Origin of the sequence: Paraclostridium benzoelyticum (genome assembly GCF_001006285.1) — a bacterium.
GTDB classification, from domain to species: domain Bacteria; phylum Bacillota; class Clostridia; order Peptostreptococcales; family Peptostreptococcaceae; genus Paraclostridium; species Paraclostridium benzoelyticum.
The window spans coordinates 1-13558 of record NZ_LBBT01000082.1 but is presented as its reverse complement, the minus strand read 5'-3'; the positions used below and the strand labels follow the sequence as shown (position 1 = coordinate 13558).

General features: G+C 27.1%; 15 protein-coding genes. 1 reads left to right on the top strand and 14 read right to left on the bottom strand.

What is annotated here, in order from left to right; genetic code table 11:
* Positions 1 to 227 precede the first annotated feature (227 nt).
* The 12 genes from VN21_RS03880 to VN21_RS03825 all read right to left on the bottom strand — a co-directional run bounded on the left by VN21_RS03880 (position 228) and on the right by VN21_RS03825 (position 10948).
* On the bottom strand, positions 228 to 1661 hold the full coding sequence (locus tag VN21_RS03880) for a leucyl aminopeptidase (RefSeq protein ID WP_046822132.1): 1434 nt from the start codon (positions 1659 to 1661) through the stop codon (positions 228 to 230).
* Between the two features lie 78 nt (positions 1662 to 1739).
* Entirely contained in the window at positions 1740 to 2180 is a 441-nt protein-coding gene (locus tag VN21_RS03875) for a MarR family winged helix-turn-helix transcriptional regulator (protein ID WP_046822131.1), read from the bottom strand.
* A gap of 190 nt (positions 2181 to 2370) precedes the next feature.
* Positions 2371 to 2802, bottom strand: coding sequence for a GerW family sporulation protein (locus VN21_RS03870; RefSeq protein WP_046822130.1), 432 nt, complete (start codon positions 2800 to 2802; stop codon positions 2371 to 2373).
* Positions 2756 to 3433 carry a hypothetical protein gene (locus VN21_RS03865; protein WP_152650764.1) on the bottom strand — a complete coding sequence of 226 codons (678 nt, stop codon included), beginning with the start codon at positions 3431 to 3433 and terminating at the stop codon, positions 2756 to 2758. The genes VN21_RS03870 and VN21_RS03865 overlap by 47 nt, the downstream gene beginning before the upstream one ends.
* A gap of 69 nt (positions 3434 to 3502) precedes the next feature.
* Positions 3503 to 4030 carry an SMC-Scp complex subunit ScpB gene (gene scpB, locus VN21_RS03860; RefSeq protein WP_021429922.1) on the bottom strand — a complete coding sequence of 176 codons (528 nt, stop codon included), beginning with the start codon at positions 4028 to 4030 and terminating at the stop codon, positions 3503 to 3505.
* Between the two features lies 1 nt (position 4031).
* Positions 4032 to 4757 (bottom strand): segregation and condensation protein A, encoded by a 726-nt coding sequence (locus tag VN21_RS03855; protein ID WP_021429960.1) that lies wholly within the window; start codon positions 4755 to 4757, stop codon positions 4032 to 4034.
* A gap of 33 nt (positions 4758 to 4790) precedes the next feature.
* Positions 4791 to 5384, bottom strand: coding sequence for a site-2 protease family protein (locus VN21_RS03850; protein WP_021429892.1), 594 nt, complete (start codon positions 5382 to 5384; stop codon positions 4791 to 4793).
* Between the two features lie 148 nt (positions 5385 to 5532).
* Complete coding sequence (locus VN21_RS03845; RefSeq protein ID WP_046822128.1) at positions 5533 to 6693, bottom strand: D-alanyl-D-alanine carboxypeptidase family protein; 1161 nt, start codon at positions 6691 to 6693, stop codon at positions 5533 to 5535.
* A 93-nt stretch (positions 6694 to 6786) separates the two neighbouring features.
* Positions 6787 to 7557 (bottom strand): helix-turn-helix domain-containing protein, encoded by a 771-nt coding sequence (locus VN21_RS03840; protein WP_025161656.1) that lies wholly within the window; start codon positions 7555 to 7557, stop codon positions 6787 to 6789.
* A 98-nt stretch (positions 7558 to 7655) separates the two neighbouring features.
* Entirely contained in the window at positions 7656 to 8765 is a 1110-nt protein-coding gene (locus tag VN21_RS03835; protein WP_046822127.1) for an ABC transporter ATP-binding protein, read from the bottom strand.
* A gap of 114 nt (positions 8766 to 8879) precedes the next feature.
* Positions 8880 to 9215, bottom strand: coding sequence for a YlbF family regulator (locus VN21_RS03830; protein ID WP_046822126.1), 336 nt, complete (start codon positions 9213 to 9215; stop codon positions 8880 to 8882).
* A 56-nt stretch (positions 9216 to 9271) separates the two neighbouring features.
* Positions 9272 to 10948 carry a ribonuclease J gene (locus tag VN21_RS03825; RefSeq protein ID WP_152650765.1) on the bottom strand — a complete coding sequence of 559 codons (1677 nt, stop codon included), beginning with the start codon at positions 10946 to 10948 and terminating at the stop codon, positions 9272 to 9274.
* Positions 10949 to 11173: 225 nt separating this feature from the next.
* On the opposite strand from VN21_RS03825, the gene VN21_RS03820 reads away from it, so the two are divergent.
* Complete coding sequence (locus tag VN21_RS03820; protein WP_046822124.1) at positions 11174 to 11911, top strand: metal-dependent hydrolase; 738 nt, start codon at positions 11174 to 11176, stop codon at positions 11909 to 11911.
* A gap of 21 nt (positions 11912 to 11932) precedes the next feature.
* Here VN21_RS03820 and VN21_RS03815 read toward each other — a convergent pair whose 3' ends face one another.
* The gene (locus VN21_RS03815) at positions 11933 to 12367 is read right to left on the bottom strand and encodes a Fur family transcriptional regulator (RefSeq protein WP_025161654.1); all 435 of its coding nucleotides are present in this window, start codon (positions 12365 to 12367) and stop codon (positions 11933 to 11935) included.
* 174 nt (positions 12368 to 12541) lie between these two features.
* Positions 12542 to 13513, bottom strand: a complete 972-nt coding sequence (locus VN21_RS03810; protein ID WP_046822123.1) for an LCP family protein — start codon at positions 13511 to 13513, stop codon at positions 12542 to 12544.
* Positions 13514 to 13558: the final 45 nt, after the last annotated feature.

Genomic DNA, 13558 nt, shown 5'->3' with positions numbered 1-13558 from the left:
AAAATATTTATATATATTAATTATATCACATATAAACTATCTTTTTTCTTAATTTTCAGATTAATAAGCAAAAAACTTGATTTCTACATTTGTCAAAAAAAAAACTCGCCACTAGGCGAGTAAACATATACTTTAGTATGTAAGAAGAAAATTTAAAATCTTAGGTTAATTTAATTATACCACAATTTACCTAGATTGTATCAACTTAAGAAAAATTAAGAAATCTTTTAAACTAGTTTTGCTAAATTATATAAAGTTCTTGCTCCTTCTCCAGTAGCCCCTTTAGATTTGTATCCACTGTCCTTAGAACTAACACTAGTTCCTGCTATATCCATATGAATCCAAGGAGTATCTCCTACAAATTCTCCTATAAATAATCCAGCAGTTATACAACCACCATCTCTACCAGGACTATTGTTTAAATCAGCTTGCTTACCTTTTAAAACTTTTTTATATTCATCAAATACTGGCATTCTCCATATTTTTTCACCTGATGTTTTTGCTGCTTCATATAATAAAGTATAGAATTCTTCATTATTAGTTAATACAGGTGTTGCAACATCTCCAAGGGCTACTACAGCGGCTCCTGTTAATGTAGCTATGTCTACAACTTTATTAACCTTTTCTTTGTTTATAGCGTAATAAACAGCATCTATCAAAGTTAATCTACCTTCTGCATCTGTATTTAAAATTTCTATTGTCTTTTTGCCCATTGAATTTATTATATCTCCTGGCTTATATGCATTTCCAGAAATTAAATTCTCACAAGCAGCTACTACAGCTATAACATTTTTATTAAGTTTAGCTTTTGCAATACCACACATAGCTCCAATTACAGCTCCTGCTCCACCCATGTCTGTTTTCATATCAACCATAGAGTTTGTAGGTTTTATAGAGTATCCCCCTGAATCATATGTTAATCCTTTTCCAACTAAGCCTAATACATCTTCACTATTTTTATCTCCAAAGTATCTCATAACTATAAGTTTAGGCTCTTTATCAGAACCTTTAGATACTGATAAGAATGCATCCATTCCTAAATTTTCAATGTCTTGCTTACCATATATTTCGGTTTCAAAGCCAAACGTTTTACCTAATTCTATAACTTCATAAGCTAGAGTTGCTGGGTATATAACATTTGCTGGTTCATTCACTAAGCTTCTTGATACTAATGTCATTTGTGCAAGTAATTCACCTTCATTTATACTCTCTATGAAGTTTTCATTTAAGCCTAAATTTATTATTATTTCTTTATCAGTTTCATTACTTGTAATATACTTATTAAAATCATATGCCCCTAATTCAAGACCTTCTACTAAAGCTTTTACATGATCTTTATTTAAGTACTCTTCTATATTTAAAAAACTTACCTTTTTAGATTTCATTTTTTTCAATTTTCTTGATATGTCTCCACCAATATTTCTTATTTCATCCATAGATAAGTTTTCATCATTTCCTAATCCAACAAACATTACGTTTAAAAATTTATCTTCTGTATATACTTTATTTAATTCTATATTACAACAAGTAGGTTCAAATTCTTCTTTTAAAGCTTCTAAAGCCTTTTCTTTAAATTCAACTTTTTTATTACTGTCTATAAAAAATATACTTAAATCATTTTCTTGTATCAATTTTTTTTCATTTGCAATCTTTATACTCATAATATACCTCCAAATAAATTTATAATAGATACTTACCCACTTTGTAAATATCTACACTATAAATTTATTCTACATAAGCTATATTATTTCTTTCATTATATTAATAGTTTTTTGTAAACTTCCTTCAAGTTCTTTTTTCTTTTCTAAATCTAACTTATCTATTTTATCATTTACTATCTGCATAAACTTTTCTATTTCTGTATTAACTACAACTTCACCTTCTTCTGTTATACCATAGAAAGTGTTTCTTCTATCTTTAGAATCTTCTTCTCTATAAACATATCCTAACTCTACTAGCTTGTTTAAAAGTATACATAAGCTAGATGTTGAGACATATAACTCTTTACTTAAATTCTTTAACTCTATTTTTTCACGCTTTTGAATTTCAACCAAAGTAAAAAATTGTTTCTTTGTTAATACTTTACCTTTTTTATATCTATCAGTATTTGTTGCTTTAATCAAATTTTGATAATTATTCATACTTTGTATCAATAATTTTGATATTTCTTTATTTTCCATATGCTCACCTCTCCTATAATTTAAAACCCTGACAGTTTAATTTAACCCTAAAAATTAACTTGTCTTATATGTATTATACTATTGTTTTTCTAATTTTTTAAGTAACAAATGATTAAATTATAAAATATTTTTAAAACAATAAAAGCTATAGAAATTAATTAACCTTTTTCTATAGCTTTTATCCTTTATTTTAACATTCTTTTTTATCCTTGTTTTCACAATCATTATTTTTTAGTTTTTGAATTTTTTCTAGTATTTTAGGTGTAACACTTAATATATTATCAACCATATTTATATTATGATCTAAACTCATAAGTCTTGTTTCTCCATTTTCAACTACTACAAATGCTACTGGTTGAAGTGATATCGCACCTGCACTTCCTCCTGCAAAGTTTGAATCATCTGTGTTTTGTACTTCTTTTTTTTCACCTTGTCTTTCACATTGTCCTCTTGAATACTCGCCTCCACCTATACCAAATCCTATTGTAACCTTAGATATAGGAACTACTACTGTTGTTTCTGTTCTAATTGGATCTCCAATAATAGTATTTGCATCAATAGTTGTCCTAATTGAATCAAGAGTTGTATCCATTATACTCTTTATTGAACTTGCCGATCTCATTCACTTCACACTCCTCATTATATTTTACTTTTTTATATACTTTTATATCAATATATATTTTATAAATTCCCTTAATTAAAACTACTATATCCTTCATGGTAGGTCTTATATGTAAAACACCTTTATACTTTATGAAGTTTTGAGTATAGCAGGGTGTTACTTTTAAATACATTTTTTCTGAATCAAAATAATTACTTACATTTCCATATAAAATATTTATTAAGACGTATATAAAAGAAGTAAAATTTATATTTTCACTTCCATATGATAAATTAGAATATACTTCGCTTATTTGAACTTTCTTAACAGTTCGGTATAAAGCTCGCAAATTTTCTAATTGGATCATTTGTAATTTTATTTTTTTAGATTTACTTTTACTCTCCTTATTTTTTTTATTTTTCTTTTCTTCTTTTGGCTTACTTATAGGATAAACAGTTTTTGTTATATGGATTAAATTAAAAAAGTATCTAAGTGATACCCTTATCTCTGTATTTTTATTATCTATATCAGCTGTTACGATTACATGAATCCTACTATTTAAAATAAAAAATAGAATTGGTATTCCTACTACAATAGAAATAAATAAAATACTCATTAAATCTTTATAGTTCATATTTATATTATTTTCCATTTTTTCAAAAGTATGCAAAAAAATAGTAGATGATAAATAAATATTTTATATCATCTACTATTTTAAAATTTATTCGTTTTCATATTTTTCTATAGATGGCAAATCCTCTAGTTTTTCTATATTTAATAATTTTAAAAACTCATTAGTAGTTTTATAAATTATAGGTTTACCAATTCTATCTAATCTTCCCGCTTCATATATAAGGTCATTTTCAAGAAGTGTTTGTACAACCTTATCACTTTTGACCCCTCTTATTTCTTCTATTTCAACCTTTGTTATAGGTTGCTTATATGCGATAATTGTTAAAGTTTCTAAAGTTGCTTGACTTAAAGTTTTCTTTCTTTTTGGTTCTAATATATTTTTTACAAACTCTGCGTAATCTTTATTTGTACACATTTGATATTTATCTTGTAATTTAATAATTTGAATACCCCTGTTGTTTTCTTTATAATCTTCAATTAAGCTGTTTAACATTATCTCAATTTCTTTAGAAGAAAGTTCTTCGTTTATAGCATTATTTAAATCCTTTATGCTTATAGGTTCGCTATATGCAAACATTATAGCTTCTATAATATTTTTTATTTCATCACGTCTCATATTAACTCTCCATATTCCTCTTTATTAAGATATCTTCAAAGAATAAGTCTTGAACAACCATTATTTCATTTGTTTTTATAAGTTCTAAAACCGATAAAAAAGTTGCTATTATTTCATCTTTTTCATATGTATCTATAAGATTTGTAAATCTTATATTTTCTTTTTCTTTCATGATATCTCTAACATAGTGCATCTTTTCTTCTACAGATATAATACGAGTTCTAACAATCTTGTTTAACTTTTCATCTTTTACTTCTTCTAATTCATCTTTTTTTACTTTTAATATATGAGGAAGTATTTTTACTATAGAATCTAGAGATATTGTTTCTAAGTCTAAATTTTCTTCAACTACTACCTCTTCTTTCTTTCTATAAAATACATCTTCTATGTAAGTAACATTACTTTTTAAATCTTCTGTAGCATTTTTAAACTTTTTATACTCCACAAGCTTTTCCATAAGTTCAAGTCTAGGATCTTCCTCTTCTTCATCATTTCTTTGCTTGTATAGTAAGTATTTAGATTTTATTTGTAAAAGCTTCGATGCCATTATTATAAATTCACTTGCTATTTCTAAATCAAATTCTTCAAGCATATCTAAGTATGCTAAATATTGTTTAGTTATCTCTATTATAGATATATCCTTTATATCTATTTTATGCTTTGCTATAAGATCATATAAAAGATCTAGAGGTCCTTCATATACCTTAAGTTGTACACTATATTTCATAAATTACCTCGGTTTTTAGTATAAATTTACCATTTAAATTATAAATGTAGCCACTATACTATATAATACATTTACTATAGGATTTAATATTATTAAATGGAAATTAGTTAATATTAAAAGTATAAATATAAATGTACTCATACTTTCATACTTATAAGCAACATCATAATATTTAAGTGGTATAAATGTAGATATTATTCCCCATCCATCAAGTGGTGGCAATGGTAATAGGTTAAATGCTGCAAATCCTATACAATACGAAACTATAGCATTAAATATAATTAATATTGCTTCAATATTAGCAAATCTCATAAGGTTTGCAAATATTATAGCAGTCAACAGGTTAAATGCTGGCCCTGCTAAAGAAACTATTAAATTCCCAACCTTATAATTTTTAAAATTATTTGGATTTACAGGAACTGGCTTTGCCCACCCGAATCTTGCAATTATAAGCATTATAAGTCCTAATGGATCCAGATGTTTTAATGGATCTAACGTCATTCTTCCGCTCATTTTTGCAGTATCATCTCCTAAAAGATGAGCTACATATGCATGTCCAAATTCATGAACAGATATAGCAACTGCTATTCCTACTGCAGTTACCAAAAACTGACTTAACATATTCATTCAATTTTCTCCTATTTTTTAAGTTTTAATATTATTATAACAATATCTATGTTTATAATCAAATTATCATTGATAAAAATCTTATACTTAAAGATTTTACTTAGATTATTTTAGTAAGCGAAAAAAAGACCTAGTTTATCTAGGCCTTTTAAAACATGTTATCTATTACTCTTTCAAACATTCTAAAGTAACTTGCTTTATTTATATCTTTTTCATTTACAAGATCAACTTTACCTACTTGATTGTTTCCTTTATAAATGTTTATAGTTCCTAATTTAGTACCTTTTTTAACTGGCATTTTTATATTTTCACAAACTTGTATCTTTTTAGTAAAATCTTTGCTTTCACCTTTTTTGATAAGAGCTGTTAAATCTTCTTTTGCAACTAAGTTAACTTTATTTTCTTCAGCTTTATCTAATTTTAGTGTAGCTATAGCATCTCCTCTAGAGCATAGTTTAACACTTTCATAGTTCGCAAATCCATAACTTAAAAGAGATGATGCATCTTTAAATCTTTCTTGCGTTGTAGGTGCACCTAAAGTTGCTGCTACTAAATGTGTCTCTCCTCTTTTAGCTGATGCAGATAAACAATATTTTGCTTCTTGAGTAAACCCTGTTTTTACACCAGTTGCTCCTTGATAGTGTTTAATCATTTTATTAGTATTAGCAAGACCTATAGATACTTGTTTTTTACCAACTACTATTTTGTCCATCCAAGTTGTCAAATATTTAGTTATTTTTTCATGCTTTAATAATTCTTTAGACATTAAAGCTATATCATGTGCTGATGTATAGTGATTGTCTACTGGTAATCCGTTAGTGTTAGCAAAATGAGTATCTTTCATTCCCAATTCTTTTGCTTTATCATTCATCATACCAATAAACTCTTCTTCACTTCCTCCTATGAACTCAGCCATAGCTACACATGCATCGTTTGCAGAAGCAACTGCTATACCTTTTAGTAAATCATCAACCTTTTGAGTTTCTCCTGGTTCTAAGAAAATCTGACTTCCACCCATTTCCGATGCTCTTTCACTTATTTGAACCTGGTCATCTAACTTTATCTTTCCACTATCTAAAGCTTCAACTACAAGTAACATTGTCATTACTTTTGTAACACTTGCTGGAGGAAGTTTCTCATGTGAATTTTTTTCAAATAATATTTGTCCACTTCCTACATCCATTAGTATAGCTGATTTAGATGATAATTTCATAGATGTATTAGCTTTTTTATCATCTGCAAAAGCTGTAAAGCTAAAAGACATAAAAACCATCATAATAGCTAAAACTACACTAGTAAATCGTCTCATTAATTTCACCTCTTGATGTTTTATTTGATACTATTTTTTCACATTTTGCCTAAATTTATGCGAGTATTTTAATAAACATCAATTATAAGGTTTTTATATGGTTTTGTTTACCAAATAATTCTTTACAATTATATAGTATATGCAAGCTTCATTAAAGTTTTTTATATCCATTCCCAATATATCTTTAATTTTTTCTAGTCTATATATTAACGTATTTCTATGCAAATATATATTGTTAGATGTCTTGGATATGTTAAATCCATTTTCTATAAAAGCTATTCCAGTTTCTAAAACTAAATTATCTATCTTATCAATTAAATTATAATCAAATAAATTTTTATATATAATATCAGTTCCACATAGCTCAATCATATTATATAAAGCTAAATCAAATATATCAAAATATTTCCTATCACTATTTTCAATTGCTATGTATTTTTTTAATTTTTTAGTCAAATCTAGCTTAATATCAAACTCATCTTTACTTTTAATTTCTCCTAAATTTATTATGTATGTCTTTTCATAAGATTCAGTCTCTATGATTTGAGGGGTATCCTTATTTATTAAGTCTATATTATTTGTATTTAATATAAAATTTCCTTTATAGTTTACTATATTCACATCTTCATATAGAGTAGTTAAAATCTCATTTAATAAAGTCTTATTTACATTCTTTTGATATATCAAATAAAAATTTCCTTTTAAATTATTGATATTATTCTCTTCTATAAGTTCAATAACATACTTTTGATTGTCCCAAACTACAACTTGATGATTTTCTTTTAAAATGTCATTTTTATTATATTTGTATAAATTAATCTTTTTCCCCAATTGACTTTCAAAAAACTCTATTAAATCCTTCACCATCCCACCTCTTATTTTTTAGTTTACTTATATATATTATAAAACAAAAGCTGAGAAACCAAAATATACTCTTAGTTTCTCAGCTTTTAAATAGTTTACTATCTTATTGCATTAGTAGTTTCTTTATCAAATAGATGAACTTTATTTTTATCTAGAGCTAATTTTAAATTCTGACCGTATTTAACATTGTATCTTGAATCAAATCTTGAAGTTATACTCTTACCTCCAACAGTTAAGTATGCATATACTTCTGCCCCCATAAGCTCACTTATTTCTACTGTAGCATTAAATATTGTATCTTGGCTGTTATCTATAAATATATCTTCTATATGAATGTCTTCTGGTCTTATTCCTAATACAACTTCTTTACCTATATAACCATTTTTCTTTAATATATCCGCTTTTGTTTTGTCTAACGCTACTTTAAGATCTTTAGCATTTGCGAAAACAACATCATTTTCTTCAGATATATTACAATCTATTAAGTTCATTTGAGGAGCTCCTATAAATCCTGCAACGAACATATTATCTGGATTATCATATACGTGTTGTGGAGTATCTATTTGTTGAATAACTCCATCTTTCATTATAACTATTCTATCCGCCATAGTCATAGCTTCTACTTGGTCATGTGTTACATATATAAATGTTGTTCCAAGTTTTTTGTGTAATTTTGTAATTTCAGTTCTCATTGCAGTTCTAAGCTTAGCATCTAAGTTTGATAATGGTTCATCCATTAAGAACACCTTAGGATTTCTTACTATCGCTCTTCCTAGCGCAACCCTTTGTCTTTGTCCACCTGATAATGCCTTTGGTTTCCTATCTAAAACTTTTTCTAAGTCTAGTATTCTTGCAGCTTCTCTAACTTTAGCATCTATTTCAGATTTTGGCATCTTTCTTAGTTTAAGCGCAAATGCCATATTCTCATATACGCTTAGATGCGGATATAGTGCATAGTTTTGGAAAACCATAGCTATATCTCTATCTTTTGGGGCCACATCGTTTACTATTTTATTGCCTATATATAACTCCCCTGATGATATTTCTTCAAGACCTGCTATCATTCTAAGTGTTGTAGACTTTCCACAGCCAGATGGCCCTACTAAAACAACAAATTCTTTGTCTTCTATATCTATATTTACATCTTTTACTGCTTCATAACCATTATCATATGACTTACCTATATTTTTTAAAATTACCTCTGCCATTTTTAATCTCCCCCAAACCATATTTAATATAGTTTAAGTATATATTAAAAACGTTTTCATATATATGGTCAGATTGCCTGAATAATTTCGTTCAATTTGTACAAGAAGACCTATTTATTCGTAATCTTCATATACTGCAGATGCTAAAATTTTATTTATTTTATCCATCATGGTTGTAAATTTTTGTTCACATTCTAAATAACTTTTTAAATCTTTATTAGCAGATATTTGTTTCCTTAAATCTTGTGATATCTTTAATGTTTTACTATCTAATTTTACTCCTCTTAATTTTTTAGATCTTATATCCATTTCAATTTTTTTATGATTATTTAAAGTTAATTCATAGTTTGGATTAGATCTTATAACTTTCATATACTTTCTAAATTCCTTATACTCTTTACTGTCCTTTATATCACTTGCAAGTTTTGTAGTACTTTCATATACCCCCATACTTTTCCTCCTAAAAAAAAGATTGAATATAATATATTATATTCAATCTTTCTGTTTTATACCTCCATTATAATAGGAAGTATCATAGGATTTCTCTTAGTTCTTTGATATAAGTACTCTTTTAAGTTATCCTTTATATTATTTTTTAAGTAAGCCCATTCTTTTATATGACTTTGTTCACAAGCTATTAAAACATTCTTTATAACAGTTTTAGCTCCATCCATTAAGTCCTCAGATTCTCTTACATATACAAATCCTCTAGAGATTATGTCTGGACCTGCTAAAACTTTTCCATCTTCTTTAGATATTGTAACTACAACTATCATTAATCCATCTTCTGATAAATGCTTTCTATCTCTTAAAACTATGTTTCCTACATCTCCAACTCCAAGTCCATCAACTAATACATTTCCAGTTGGTACGTGTGAAGCAACTTTTGCTGAAGTTTTATCTAATTCTAAAACTTCACCTGTTTTCATTACAAATATATTTTGACTTGGCATCCCTAAATCTTCTGCTACCTCTGCATGTTTCTTTAACATTCTGAACTCACCATGAGCAGGCATGAAGAACTTAGGAGCTACTAATCTGTGCATTAATTTTAACTCTTCTTGTCTAGCATGACCTGAAACGTGTATATCAGCTGCATCATCATAAACAACTTCTGCACCTTTTTCAAATAAACAGTTTACAACTTTAGAAATAAGTTTTTCATTCCCTGGTATTGGATGTGCTGATATTATTACTAAATCACCTTGTCTTATTTCTACTTTTTTATGTTCAGCTGATGCCATTCTAGCAAGTGCTGACATAGGTTCTCCTTGAGATCCAGTTGTTATTATAACTAATTCATTATCTTCATATCTATGAATATCATTTAAATCTATTATCATTTCATCATCTATGTCTATATAGCCTAATTCTCTTGCTACACCCATAACGTTAACCATAGATCTTCCTGATACAGCAACTTTTCTTCCAAATTTTTGAGCAGCATTAACAATTTGTTGTAATCTGTGTATATTAGAAGCAAATGTTGCAACTATTATTCTGCTGTTGTTAGCCTTTGCAAATAATCCATCAAGTCCTGTTCCTACAGTTCTTTCTGATGGGTTATATCCTGGTCTTTCAATGTTTGTACTATCAGCAAGCATTAATAATACGCCTTTTTTGCTTAATTCACATATTCTTTGAAAATCCATTACTTCTCCATCTATAGGAGTTAGGTCTATTTTGAAGTCCCCTGTATGGAATATTATTCCTTGATCAGTATGAACTGCTATTGCACAAGCATCTGGTATACTATGATTTACTTTTAAAAACTCTACTTCAAAGTTTTTAAGGTTTATAACTTGACCTGGAGTTATAACATTTAAATTTACATTATTTAATTTATGCTCTTTTAATTTTACTTGTATAAGCCCTACCGTTAATTTAGAAGCATATACTGGAACATTTATCTTTTTTAATACATATGGTAATGCTCCGATATGGTCCTCATGACCATGAGTTATAAATATTCCCTTAACTCTGTCCTTATTCTTCACTAAGTAAGTTACATCTGGTATAACTATATCTACCCCTAGCATCTCTTCTTCTGGAAAACTTAACCCTGAATCTATAACGATAATCTCATCTTTATATTCAATAACAGTCATGTTTTTTCCGATTTCGTTTAGCCCTCCCAGAGCCATAACTTTAATTTTATTCAAACTCTTTTTGAACAATTGCATCATCTCCTTTTGTCCTAACTTTTCGCACTTTTTAAATCTCACTTTTTAAACGTTCCTTAACGAACATACAAATAATATCAAATCACGCACTCTTTACCAGTTATTATAATTGTATCACAAGTTGAACTATATTTTAAGATATATTTAAAATACATTTACCGTATTGTTTTGACAAACTATAATTATTTTGCTATTCTCAAAATATAATATTTTCGGGAGGTTATAATGCGTGGCAAAACTCATTTCACTATAGGTATATTGGCGTCTTTACAAGCTTCTATCATATTTAACAAACCAATTTCTCTAATGAATATTGGAATCTGTTCATTATTTTCAATCTTACCTGATTTAGACACGTCAAACTCCGTTATATCTAATACAATTTTAAATCATAATACATCTAAAAAGATTTATAAGATTATTGTTTATACATTAGATATATTAATTTTTTTAATATCTTTAAAAATAAATGGAAATTTTTTCATAAGTTCAGTTATAACATTTATATCAATAATAGTATTAGAATCTAAAATTAATCATGGCTTTTTAAGAAAGTTATTTTTATCTCTAGTATTTATACTTTTGTCAATTTGTATATATTTAGCTAATGGTAAATTTTATTTTATTCTATTTAATATAGTTTTAGCTTCTTTTCCTTGGCTAAAACATAGAAAATTATCACATAGTATTTTAGCAATATTAATCATAAGTTTTTTACTTAAACAAATTGAGTTATTAACTAATATATCCAATTTGTGCTTTTTTGGAACTATTGGATATGCATCTCATTTATTTTTAGGAGATTTGTTTACAAAATCAGGAATACCACTTTTTTATCCTATTAGTGAAAAGAAATTTTCTCTTGGATTTTTAAGAGTTGGAGGGCGTTTAAGCAATATATTAGAAATTCTATTTATATTAATACTAATATTATGTATTTTGTTAACTCTATCAAAATTTTAAGCCCCAATAAGGGGCTTATCTTTACTTACAGGATTCGCATAAACCATAAAATTTAAGATCGTGGTCTATTATGCTAAAATTATATAATTTTTGTATTTCCAGTTCTATAGAATCTAGTAAATCTTCTTTTACCTCTATTATCTTCCCACAGTTTTTACATATTAAATGATGATGATTGTGTGCATCAGAGTCATCTAAATCAATTTCATATCTTATGCATCCATCATCTAAGTTTAATTTAGAAATTGCACCAACTTCATCTAGTAATTGCATTGTTCTATAAACTGTAGCAAGTCCTATTTCTGGACAATCAACTCTTACTAGGTCATATATTTCTTCACTACTTAAATGTTCATCCTTATGCTTTAGTAACGTCTCTACAATAGCTCTTCTTTGAGGAGTTATTTTAAATCCCGTTTCCTTTAACTTTTCCTTTAATATATCCATTTGATTCATTTTACATTTACCGCCTTCATTTTCAAATGATAATCTTTATTAATTATTGTACTCCATTATTCTCCTTTTGTCAATATACCAACGAATTTACACTTAGATTAATTAAATAAAAGCAAAGGTTTTAAACCTTTACTTTTATAATAATACCCAAAGTTGAGAAGTTTTAAATAAATTTTATTTATTATAGATAAAATTATTTAAAACTTTTAAATTTTCTGTCTTATCCCATTTAACTACAAAACTATTATCTTTTTTAAGTCTCCCAGACGCTCTATATTCTGCAACAGGAAATTCCATTTGATTCAATTCATAATTATATAATTCTTTAGATGTCATAGCTATTGTAAGAAGTTTAGATATCGGTAAATTTACATCTACATAAGGCATCATTTCTTTTATAACCTTTGGATAACTACTTACAGGAAGCTCCACCAATTTATTAGCTATACTTTTTAATACATCCCTTTGTCTTTTATCTCTTTCATATATACTATCAATTTGTCTTATCCTAGCATAAGCTAATGCTTGATATCCATTTAATAACTGTTTACCTTCAAATCTTATAAATTGTGGCTCTTCTCCTTTATCTTTTGCTACTTTAAAAGAGTTTACTATTATATCATTTAAATGCTCTATTTCATTTTTATGAATATCTACTTCGACACCACCCAATGTATCAACTAAATCTATAAAAGAATTAAAGTTTACCGCTACATATCCATCTAGATTTATTTTTAAATTTTGCTCTATAGTCTCTAGTAACAACTTAGATTTTCCATATGCATATGCATGAGTTAATTTTTCATATCCATGTCCAGGAATATTTACTAGTGTATCTCTTGCCAATGATGTTAGCTTTAAATTTTTATTATCTTTATCTATGGTAAGAATTATCATTGAATCCGATCTTCCTACCTTGTCAAAACCACTTGAGTCACTTCCTATTAGCAATATATTAGATACATTGTTATTTTTTTCTTGACTGTTTTTATCTAAGTTTTCTTGCTGTACATTACTTTTGCTATAATTAACCTTAGCTTTTTCTATAGATTTACTATAATTATTTAATGCATATATATTACTTAAAGTAGATGCAATTATAACAATAGCACTCAATACTACACAATATTTTTTAAATTTATTCATATTTCATTGCCCCTTATACTTTCATTAACTTTATTTTATCCATAT

Coding starts and splice junctions, on each gene's coding strand:
- VN21_RS03880 (WP_046822132.1), bottom strand. CDS start 1,661: ATGAGTATAAAGATTGCAAATGAAAAAAAATTGATACAAGAAAATGAT.
- VN21_RS03875 (WP_046822131.1), bottom strand. CDS start 2,180: ATGGAAAATAAAGAAATATCAAAATTATTGATACAAAGTATGAATAAT.
- VN21_RS03870 (WP_046822130.1), bottom strand. CDS start 2,802: ATGAGATCGGCAAGTTCAATAAAGAGTATAATGGATACAACTCTTGAT.
- VN21_RS03865 (WP_152650764.1), bottom strand. CDS start 3,433: ATGGAAAATAATATAAATATGAACTATAAAGATTTAATGAGTATTTTA.
- scpB (WP_021429922.1), bottom strand. CDS start 4,030: ATGAGACGTGATGAAATAAAAAATATTATAGAAGCTATAATGTTTGCA.
- VN21_RS03855 (WP_021429960.1), bottom strand. CDS start 4,757: ATGAAATATAGTGTACAACTTAAGGTATATGAAGGACCTCTAGATCTT.
- VN21_RS03850 (WP_021429892.1), bottom strand. CDS start 5,384: ATGAATATGTTAAGTCAGTTTTTGGTAACTGCAGTAGGAATAGCAGTT.
- VN21_RS03845 (WP_046822128.1), bottom strand. CDS start 6,693: ATGAGACGATTTACTAGTGTAGTTTTAGCTATTATGATGGTTTTTATG.
- VN21_RS03835 (WP_046822127.1), bottom strand. CDS start 8,765: ATGGCAGAGGTAATTTTAAAAAATATAGGTAAGTCATATGATAATGGT.
- VN21_RS03830 (WP_046822126.1), bottom strand. CDS start 9,215: ATGGGGGTATATGAAAGTACTACAAAACTTGCAAGTGATATAAAGGAC.
- VN21_RS03825 (WP_152650765.1), bottom strand. CDS start 10,948: ATGCAATTGTTCAAAAAGAGTTTGAATAAAATTAAAGTTATGGCTCTG.
- VN21_RS03820 (WP_046822124.1), top strand. CDS start 11,174: ATGCGTGGCAAAACTCATTTCACTATAGGTATATTGGCGTCTTTACAA.
- VN21_RS03815 (WP_025161654.1), bottom strand. CDS start 12,367: ATGAATCAAATGGATATATTAAAGGAAAAGTTAAAGGAAACGGGATTT.
- VN21_RS03810 (WP_046822123.1), bottom strand. CDS start 13,513: ATGAATAAATTTAAAAAATATTGTGTAGTATTGAGTGCTATTGTTATA.